The sequence below is a fragment of the Thiocapsa imhoffii genome (assembly GCF_016583985.1).
Classification (GTDB): domain Bacteria; phylum Pseudomonadota; class Gammaproteobacteria; order Chromatiales; family Chromatiaceae; genus Thiocapsa; species Thiocapsa imhoffii.
On the sequence record NZ_NRSD01000045.1, the window covers coordinates 1 to 8894 of the forward strand.

General features: G+C 56.4%; 10 protein-coding genes. 6 read left to right on the top strand and 4 right to left on the bottom strand.

Going from position 1 to position 8894, the window contains the following annotated elements:
• The 5 genes from CKO25_RS20005 to CKO25_RS20025 form a co-directional block, all read left to right on the top strand.
• Nucleotides 1–836, top strand: an 836-nt coding sequence (locus CKO25_RS20005; RefSeq protein WP_200389719.1) for an HAD-IIA family hydrolase, incomplete at its 5' end; no start/stop codon positions are given.
• 126 nt (nucleotides 837–962) lie between these two features.
• Entirely contained in the window at nucleotides 963–1367 is a 405-nt protein-coding gene (locus CKO25_RS20010; RefSeq protein WP_200389720.1) for an AcrVA2 family anti-CRISPR protein, read from the top strand.
• A 278-nt stretch (nucleotides 1368–1645) separates the two neighbouring features.
• Nucleotides 1646–2569 carry an HNH endonuclease gene (locus CKO25_RS20015; RefSeq protein WP_338115191.1) on the top strand — a complete coding sequence of 308 codons (924 nt, stop codon included), beginning with the start codon at nucleotides 1646–1648 and terminating at the stop codon, nucleotides 2567–2569.
• A gap of 175 nt (nucleotides 2570–2744) precedes the next feature.
• Complete coding sequence (locus CKO25_RS20020) at nucleotides 2745–3530, top strand: hypothetical protein (protein WP_200389722.1); 786 nt, start codon at nucleotides 2745–2747, stop codon at nucleotides 3528–3530.
• Nucleotides 3527–5041 carry a hypothetical protein gene (locus CKO25_RS20025; RefSeq protein WP_200389723.1) on the top strand — a complete coding sequence of 505 codons (1515 nt, stop codon included), beginning with the start codon at nucleotides 3527–3529 and terminating at the stop codon, nucleotides 5039–5041. The genes CKO25_RS20020 and CKO25_RS20025 overlap by 4 nt, the downstream gene beginning before the upstream one ends.
• Nucleotides 5042–5305: 264 nt before the next feature.
• On the opposite strand, the gene CKO25_RS20030 is transcribed toward CKO25_RS20025, so the two are convergent.
• Complete coding sequence (locus CKO25_RS20030; RefSeq protein WP_200389724.1) at nucleotides 5306–5701, bottom strand: YchJ family protein; 396 nt, start codon at nucleotides 5699–5701, stop codon at nucleotides 5306–5308.
• Between the two features lie 141 nt (nucleotides 5702–5842).
• Here CKO25_RS20030 and CKO25_RS20035 point away from each other — a divergent pair, with 141 nt between their 5' ends.
• Entirely contained in the window at nucleotides 5843–6100 is a 258-nt protein-coding gene (locus tag CKO25_RS20035) for an HAD-IA family hydrolase (RefSeq protein WP_200389725.1), read from the top strand.
• A gap of 345 nt (nucleotides 6101–6445) precedes the next feature.
• On the opposite strand, the gene CKO25_RS20040 is transcribed toward CKO25_RS20035, so the two are convergent.
• The 3 genes from CKO25_RS20040 to CKO25_RS20050 all read right to left on the bottom strand — a co-directional run bounded on the left by CKO25_RS20040 (nucleotide 6446) and on the right by CKO25_RS20050 (nucleotide 8122).
• Complete coding sequence (locus tag CKO25_RS20040) at nucleotides 6446–7180, bottom strand: class I SAM-dependent methyltransferase (protein WP_200389726.1); 735 nt, start codon at nucleotides 7178–7180, stop codon at nucleotides 6446–6448.
• 98 nt (nucleotides 7181–7278) lie between these two features.
• The gene (locus tag CKO25_RS20045) at nucleotides 7279–7593 is read right to left on the bottom strand and encodes a hypothetical protein (protein ID WP_200389727.1); all 315 of its coding nucleotides are present in this window, start codon (nucleotides 7591–7593) and stop codon (nucleotides 7279–7281) included.
• Nucleotides 7594–7804: 211 nt separating this feature from the next.
• Nucleotides 7805–8122, bottom strand: a complete 318-nt coding sequence (locus CKO25_RS20050) for a hypothetical protein (protein ID WP_200389728.1) — start codon at nucleotides 8120–8122, stop codon at nucleotides 7805–7807.
• Nucleotides 8123–8894: the final 772 nt, after the last annotated feature.

Here is an 8894-nt window from a genome sequence, read left to right on the forward strand (position 1 = left end):
CCCCGCTGACTGATCTCGCATCGCTGCGCCGCCAGTACGACGGTTTTCTGCTCGATGCCTACGGGGTGCTGCTCGAGAGGGAGCGCGCCCTCCCGGGGGCGGTGGCGCTGCTCGCTGACCTGGAGCGCGACGGGTGTCCGTGGCTGGTGGTGACCAATTCGGCCAGTCAGCTTCCCGAGACGCTGAGCCGGGGGTTCGCTGCGCTGGGCTTGACCATCCCGCCCGAGCGCATTCTAACCTCGGGCGGGCTGCTGGCTGATCCCGGCGTGGCCGGTGATCTGCGCGGCGTGCGCGCCCTGGTGATCGGGCCGGAGGGCTCGCGCCGCTATGCCGAGCGGGCGGGCGCGATCGTGATGCCCTTCGAGGAGGATATTGACGCCGAGGCGCTCATCATCGCCGACCAGCAGGATCTCTGCTGGCCCGATCATCTGGATCTTGCGCTGAGTCTGCTGGTGCGCCGTCTTGATGCCGGCGCGCCGCTGCGGCTGCTGCTCTGCAACCCCGACTTGATCTATCCGGTGCGCCCTGGGCGAGTTGCCGTGACAGCGGGGGCACTGGCCGCGATCCTGGAGGCGGTGATCCGCGAGCGTTGGCCCGAGCGGGGCATCGGCTTCACGCGCCTGGGCAAGCCGAGCCGTGCGATCTTTGAGGTGGCCTGTCGCCGGCTCGGCGCGTCCCGGCCGGTGATGCTCGGGGATCAGCTCGCGACCGACATCGCCGGTGCCCTAGGCGCGGGGCTTGATGCTGTGCTGGTCGGCACCGGGCTAGCACCGGTGGCTGGGGCGGCTGGGAACAGGGTACGCCCGACCTGGGTGCTGCCGTCGCTTGTGGAGTGATCCCTTCATCACCCAGGCCCCGATCGCCCTCGGTGATGCGTGGTCACGGCGGGCTGTCTACAATCGGGGTTTCCACACCACGATTGCTGATTGCCCTGGACTCTCATGTCACCGGGGGAGGTGGCGATGGCCAAGCCGGTGATCTTCGAACTGGCCAAGGTGCTGCTGTATCTGAACCTGCCCGATGCTGAGAAGTGGCGCCTGACTGAGCGCACGGAGCTGGCGAAGCTGGGGCCGAAGAAGGCGGCGAAGCTCGGGCGCAAGCTGCGCACTGCCTATGATCGGATCCTGATCGGGCCGAGTGCGGTCCCGGATGCGACCGAGTCGGGGCTACCAAGTGGGCTGACGCGCACGGGCGGTGAGCGGCATGTGAAGCCGCACTGGCGTCGTGGGCGCTTCCGGCGGATCCGCTATGGCGAGAAGTTCAGCGAGAGCCGGCTGGGGTGGATTCAGCCGGTGTTGGTGAATGCAGGGGAGTTGGTCGGGGCGAGCGCGGCGGGGGTGAAGACGAAGCCGTATGTGGTGCGGTAGTTGCGCTACCCGGCACTGCGGTACGCCGGCCTTCGATGCTGCGCAATTGTGAAGAGGCAGGAAGGAAAGCAAGTTTTTAGTGTTGGACCATATCGTGGTGGTCGTCGAGCGTGAACTGGCTAGGCGTATAGGGATTGTCGCCATGAAGACCAGTCCGGACCGACTGCTGCGGTTGCCCCTCACCGAATCCAGTCTCGTCAGTCATCGCGATATGGTGTACGCTTGGATGTATGGAGGTGTGTTCCCACCCGGGAACGCACGCAAGGAGTCGGGATGGCGTGAGCGATCAGGATACCGCGATCCGCATGGCCGCCTTCGCACGGTGCGGTGAGTTGCTGCGAGCGCATGGCGGCGCGGTGCCGTGGGGGGCGATCCAACACGGGTTCACCTGTGAGGGTGAGCACATCCATCTCGGCAGCACTCCGCGCGGGATTCATCGTCCGGCGCAGATGCATCGCGGCGCGCTGAGCATCAAGACCATCAAGCCCAAACGCGGGCGCACCGCGCGCTACGACGACGCACTCGGTGACGATGGCGACTTCATCTACGCCTTCCAGGGCGATGACCCGAACAGTCGGGACAATGTCGCCCTGCGCGAGTCCTTCGAGGATCAGTCCCCGCTGATTTATTTCTATGCCCTGGTTCCGGGCGTCTACGACATCCTCTTTCCCTGCGATCTAACCGGCTGGGACCCGCGTGCGCTGCGTTGCACCGTGGCGGTCGGCAGCAGGCATGAGCTCGCTCGGCAAGCCGAGATCCGTATTGTCCGGCCACCGCTTGATCGGCGCTACACCACCGTGGAGGCCAAGATTCGCCTGCATCAGGGCGAATTTCGCGAGCTGGTGCTTGGGGCCTATGACCGGCGCTGTGCGATCTCGGGATTGCCGATCCCTGACCTGCTGGAGGCGGCGCACATCATTCCGGATCGCGATGCCCGCGGACGCCCTGAGGTCAGCAACGGGCTCTGTCTCTCGACCCTGCATCACAGTGCTTACGACCGCAACCTCCTGGGCATTGACCCGGATGGCGGTATCCAGGTGGCTCCGGCGGTGCTCGAACAGCACGATGGGCCGACCCTGGAGCAGGCCATCAAGGGGTATCACGGGCAACGGATCAGGTGGCCACGGCATGCCGAGGACCGTCCGAATCGGGAGGCCTTGGCGGAGAGGTTTGAGGGGTTTCGGGCGGAGGCTAAAGTATGAATTTAGTAACTTTAAAAACAATCGCGCTAACATTCATTTCGCTGAAAACCATCAACTACTTACCCAAGAAAAAACATATTCGAAGATGCCATGTTCTCATTTATTTAGAGTCGGTTTAAAGTAATCGATAGCTCAATTTAGAATTGACTTTTGATCAGTCAGACGGGAGATAATCATGAAAAGAATTTCAATTTTTCTCATATTTTTTGTAATTATAATTACACACCCAATACAATCATTTGCTTATAAGGGAACCATTGCATCTGGCGGGTTAAAAGCGATTGCTGCTATATCAAAAAACCATAATGTGCTTCCTGCAGAAGAAATTGTCAAACTGTCAAAACTATCTCAAGAAGCAGGAGGAACAAGGAAAGTTGGTCAAGTGCTCGGCGAGCGAAATCTACCGAATGAAGTTTTACAAGATACGTTTATGAGAATTGCGATTTATCAAAATAAAATTCCCAGGAAAGAAGCGGAGTTAATGTATTTCAGGCTAGGCAATACACCTGGATTTCGAACAACATTAAGAAAAGTTATTGGTAATAGTGACGCTGGAACCGCTGGACATCTAAATGAACTAAGAATCGCAGATGCGGCATCAGCAAGAGGATTCAAGGTATTAGGAATTGGAGAAAAATTCAATGACGGTTTAAAAAGAGCACCCACTGATATTGATTTAATTCTCAAAAGAAAAGAAAAAACTTTTGTGATTGAGGCGAAAGATTATGCATCGAAATCAAGACTTCCTTTGGATAAATATCGTGCTGATCTAGAGACACTTAAGGCATATAAAAAGGGAGATGATTCAGTCGTTCGTGTATTTACGATTACAAATAAGCCAAATGACCCTAGATATTTGAAAATGCTTCAACATGAAGCAGATAGTCGAGGTGTTCAGCTAATTATAGGAAAACCAGCAGAGCAAATTGAACAGATCAAAATCTTAGGAGAAATATTGTGATCAGGCTGTCTTTATTAATCATCTTTGTTCTTTTTTACCCGGAAATTAGTGATGCATCAACATTCGAAGATTTTTACAAATCATCATCCTCAATAGGTTGGTTCCTTGCAGCCATTTTTGCAATTATTGGTGGTGCTGTAATATTTTTTACTGGCGGTACGACCAGTCCTATTATCCTGGGCATAGGAACCTGGATTGGTGGAGCGATGGGGTTGTCGGGTGCGGCAGCTACAAAAGCAGGACTTGCGTTGCTTGGTGGTGGCGCTATAGCTTCAGGAGGATTTGGTATGGTTGGCGGTGCAACCGTTTTGACTGCCGCCATGATTTTTAGTACAGAAGTGGTACTTGACTATTCAGTTGGGAAAACGCTCGATTCGTATAACTATAGCCTTCTAAGAGAGCAGAGTAGAGAAATGGTGACTCTTCCGTTACCAGTGAATACGTCAGGTTCAAGAGCCTACAGGCAAGCAATCAAGAGTCTGAATAAAGTAGATTTAAGTGAGGGTCGCATGATTTTCGATGATGGGAACCAGAAGATCATCAAAGAAACAATCAAGCAACTTTTGGTAGATCGGAAAGAATCGAGGGCACACGAAAAAGCAAAAGATGAGTCTTTGTTGTCGCTACTCTATTTCATAAGTAGCGACTATCACTCGGCAAAAGACCATGCGAAACGAGCAATTAATCTTGCAAGTCAGTCGGATAAATCCAAGACATTGCCGGCTTTTATTTATAGTGTTAGCTCGGTGTATGACGAAAAATTTGATTTTAAAAAGGTGACACGGGATTACTTTCGACAATCAGTGCTAGATGAACCAAATAATCCGCTGGTGCCATTTATGTTTGCGATTTACCTAGATCGATTAATGCAAAGAATAGATGATAACCACTTAAATGAAAAAGTTTTTAGTGATGTTTTCTTGATCATGTCAGAGAAAAGCATTCAGAACTATAAAATGCAAAATTATGTCGCCCTATTGTCAAGATATATTATCAGGATCAAATTAGAGCAACAAAAAATTTCTTCTATTGTAGCATCCACTAATGAGTCTATAAAAAATAGCCCAAAATCTTTAAAAATTTTGGAGGAAAGTCTTTTGAGTTACAATACGCTCATTGCTGGAGCAAGCAAAGTTATGAAAGAAATTTTACAGATTGAAGCAAAGGTAGGCGACGAGGATCGTAAACAGGTAGCTGATTATAATCATCTTCTTATACAGTACGCAAACGACAAAGATCGCTTAAATAATCTGGTCGTTAATTTTAAAGATCAGCAATTATCAAATCCTAATAAGGACCTGCGTCTTGCAGAGAGTGATACCTACAGTGATGACAATTTTTTTATCACTTTCATCATTTTTATTACTATTATCTGGGTCGGCTTTTCAACAGTCATTCGTCTGAAATATAAAGAATCAATGACCTATTCAATAGTCTTGGGCTTGTTATTGGCTTTTGTGGCAATTTTAATCATAGTATTTTTACTATCAGTCCTAGCTGAGGTAGAATAATGAGATGTAGTTAATATAGCCAGTAAATAAAAATAATAACCATCCACCGGTTTTGCCGGTGGATGGTTATTATTTTTAAACGTTTACTGAAAAATGCAGAAATCGCAAAGAAATTGCGACCAAACGTTACATCACGCCCTTCGCTCATTTCTCGGAGTTGATCGACGGTCGCCCGCTCCGCTCCACGAGCGCCGAGGCCTTCATCGCGGATCTGTTGGCGTTGGGGATTGCCGAGCGGATCGAGGATGGCGTCGCGACGGTGGCTCAGTCGAGTGTCACCGCATCCAGGTAGAACCAGCGCCCGTCTTCTTTAACGAACCGGCTGGTCTCATGGAGCCGATGAGCTCGTCCGCCGATCTTGTAGCGGGCAACGAACTCGACGATCCCCTCGTGATCCTGTGGAGTGCCCGCCTCGACCCGACGAATCTTCAGTCCGAGCCAGCGCACGGGCGTGCGGTCTGGATCGATGCGGGGTGGTCGTGTGCGCGGATGCCAGGTTGCGAGAAGATAGTCGTTCCGGCTCAGGGTATAGGCGACATAGCGTGAGCGCATCAACGCCTCGGCGGTCGGCGGTGGAATCCCCTCGTCCAGGGCCGGACCGCAGCAGAGTTCGAATGGGCGTGGGCCGCCACAGGGGCAAGAGGTCATCGCAAGCGGCATGGTGCGGGTGTCGATTGGAGGTCCGGTTGGACAGTCTGCCACAGGGGTTGGTGGTCTGCAGGTCGATGGATCAACCTGATTGGAGCATCCCAATGGTCGCAGTAGCGTCGACTGGATAACTGTCGCAGGATGATCGCACGAGTGTCGACAGCACACTGTCGCGACGACCGAAGCGCCACGCGCCTGGGCAAGCCGAGCCGTGCGATCTTTGAGGTGGCCTGTCGCCAGCTCGGCGCGTCCCGGCCGGTGATGCTCGGGGATCAGCTCGCGACCGACATCGCCGGTGCCCTGGGCGCGGGCCTTGATGCTGTGCTGGTCGGCACCGGGCTAGCACCGGTGGCTGGGCCGGCTGGGAACAGGGTACGCCCGACCTGGGCGCTGCCGTCGCTTATGGAGTGATCCCTTCCGCGTGCCGGGGTGGAATCGACCCAGCATGATAGAACGGAGCACACAATGGGTTCGCGAACGTCACACGACCGCGTCCGGGTCCGGGTCCGGGTCCGCGAGAGGCGACCCGATGCCCGGTTGCCGGAGACCCGCCAAGCCCCACGACGGTTCGGGCTCCCAGCGGCTGATCGCGCGCGATAGCCAGGGGCCGCACAAGGTCTGGCTCCGGTTGCGGATGCCAGGCGCCTCGACGGCGCCCGCCTGGACCCCAGCGCGGCCCTTACCGTGGGTTGAGCAGGATCCGCCAGACGGCGCTGGCGGTCGCTGCGGAGAAGCGGGGAACCGTGGTGCTCGGAATCAACCCTCGGCGGGGTTCTCGAACACCATGAAATGCTGTATGGGCAGGATGTCGCGGGTCTCGACCCAGCGCAGCCCGACGGCTTCGAGCTCCGTGATCGCCTGCGCTTGGGTCATCTTGTGCAGCGGCTTGATCGGAACCCGTGGATCCTCGCCGCAGTACTCGATCAGAAAGACCTGTCCGCCCGGTCGCAGGGCGCGGCGGATGCCCTGCATCATCTCGAAGGGATAGGCGAACTCGTGATAGGCGTCGACCAGCAGCACGGCGTCGATCGATCCTTCTGGCAGCTGGGGGTCATCCGGTCGGCCCAGGACCGGGATGACGTTCGCGATCGCGCGTCGCGCGATCCGCTTCTGCAGGATCTCGAGCATCTCGGGTTGCACGTCGACCGCATACACGCGGCCCGTCGGCACGGCCTCGGCGATGCGGAAGGTGAAATAGCCGGTGCCGGCGCCAATATCGGCGACCCGGGCATCGGGCGCCAGCGCCATGCCCTCCACCACCCGATCGGGCTGCTCCTCGGAGACGCGGGTCATTCGTTCCAGCCAGCCTGCGCCCTGGTGGCCCATGACCTGTGCGATCTCGCGGCCGAAATAGGTCTTGCCGATCCCGTCGCGGCTGGGTGTGTGGTTGGTATAGAGATCATCGGCGGACAGCAGGGACTCGGCGTGCGCGGGCACGGCTGCGAGCAGGCACAGGCCGGTGAGGAGGAAGATTGATCTTCTGCGGCTCATCGAGGCGGTCTCCCGTTCATGCGGGCATCCGAGTGTGGGTGCGACGATTGGACCAATGTGGGCGTTGGCCAGAGAATCCATATCCCCCTCGCTTCCGCTCAGCGTCGGCGAATGCTGCTGACCGTGGCACACTCCTGCTGAAGCTGCCAGGATTTGCTGGCAACAACCATGCGGGCACTGGCGCGTGCGCAATTGGAACCCAAGGCGGATACCGGCTTTCTCGCGCTGACCACAGATATGGGGGGCATGCACTCATGCAAAAGCAGGGAATCGTCACCTCGACCGCCGACCGGGAACGGCAACGAGGTCTGCGCAACGCCGTCGGACATGAATACCCCGACCTCAGCACGATTGTCGATCTGCTCAATGGAATCCATGCCGAGACGACGGCCATCTTGATGATCGTTGAGCACCTGCGCGCCGCCGCATCAAGCTGTGACGATTTCAACGGGAAAAGGGGCCACACTCAATGACGCTCCTGTCCAGCCGGCGTATTGAATTGAGCCTGGCCCCTTTCCGCTTCGTGCATTCACCCTTGGGGTGATGTCCGTTCCGCGTCTGGAACGCTCGAAATGGCGACTGGCGGTGGCCCGGATGGCTGGTCACGCGCATGGGGGGCAGGGTTTAGTGAGCGTAGCGCCGCCGGAACAGGATCGCCTGCCAGTGACGATCACCGCGTTCCGGCCCAAAGGCCAGGCGGAGATTAGTGCGGTTCAGGCGCAAAAAGCGGATCAGTCGATTCTGCCGGAATTCCGTCAAGTGCCAGCAGGGCGGGTAGTCGAGCAGGGCGTAGCCGTTTGCGATCTCGTTGGAGAAGGTGCCGCTCAGTTCGATCGCATGGGCGAGCGTCGCGGTGTGCTCGGGCTTAAGGAGGATGCGGAAAGATCCCGGGTTGGGATCGTTCGTCAAGATGGTCGTGAGATGAAGGGTCAAACGGGTCATAGGGGCCTCTCTCTGTATAAGCGCCACAGGGGCGCGGTTAGGACAGAGGCCACCGCCAGTCGCCGGATTGTCAAAGAACCCTGGATCGCGGGACACAAAGACCCGCAAGCCACGCAGCGGTCTGCGTGACAGCCATCGCTTGGGTTCTCTGAAGCAAGGTCAGGTGGGCGGTGAGAGAGAGGTCATGAGCAGATCGTTCAAGAGCGAGTTGAAGGGAACAAGACTTGGTCCAGATCTCAGTGAGCACCCGGAGACCAGGGCGTGTGCCTGACCGATGTCTCGAAGTATAACGCCGGTCGCGCGCTAGACCAAAGAGTCGGGCCTAAGCGCAGTCCTGACCATGTTGTGACTTAACGCATTTCATCTCGCGTTTTTCAAAGGTCACCTTCGCCCGGATGCGGCGCGGTGACCCCGTTGAACCCATGCCCTGCGTCTTTCGTGTCCTCAAAGCGAGGTTGGGCGATGTCCCCCATGATCCGGTGTCGTGCCTGGCCTCTGGAAGCGGGCTGTGCGGACCAGGTAAAGACCAAGTGTTTTACTGAGTATTTCCCACGCCGTGATTGTAGGATTCGTTGAAAGGGGCGGTTGCGGGCTGCAGATTCGCCCTGTCGGTTGCTGTAACCCTCCCAATCCAATCATCGAATGAGGTGTTCCCATGAGCGATGAAGTCTTGCAGAAACGGAACCGTTGGGCCTTCTGGACCGCCGTGGCCATCTGTCTGGTGCCCCTCGTGCCCTACGCCATCCTCGGCGGGTCCTGATCGCTCAGCCGT

Coding starts and splice junctions, on each gene's coding strand:
- CKO25_RS20010 (WP_200389720.1), top strand. CDS start 963: ATGGCCAAGCCGGTGATCTTCGAACTGGCCAAGGTGCTGCTGTATCTG.
- CKO25_RS20020 (WP_200389722.1), top strand. CDS start 2,745: ATGAAAAGAATTTCAATTTTTCTCATATTTTTTGTAATTATAATTACA.
- CKO25_RS20030 (WP_200389724.1), bottom strand. CDS start 5,701: ATGCCGCTTGCGATGACCTCTTGCCCCTGTGGCGGCCCACGCCCATTC.
- CKO25_RS20040 (WP_200389726.1), bottom strand. CDS start 7,180: ATGAGCCGCAGAAGATCAATCTTCCTCCTCACCGGCCTGTGCCTGCTC.
- CKO25_RS20050 (WP_200389728.1), bottom strand. CDS start 8,122: ATGACCCGTTTGACCCTTCATCTCACGACCATCTTGACGAACGATCCC.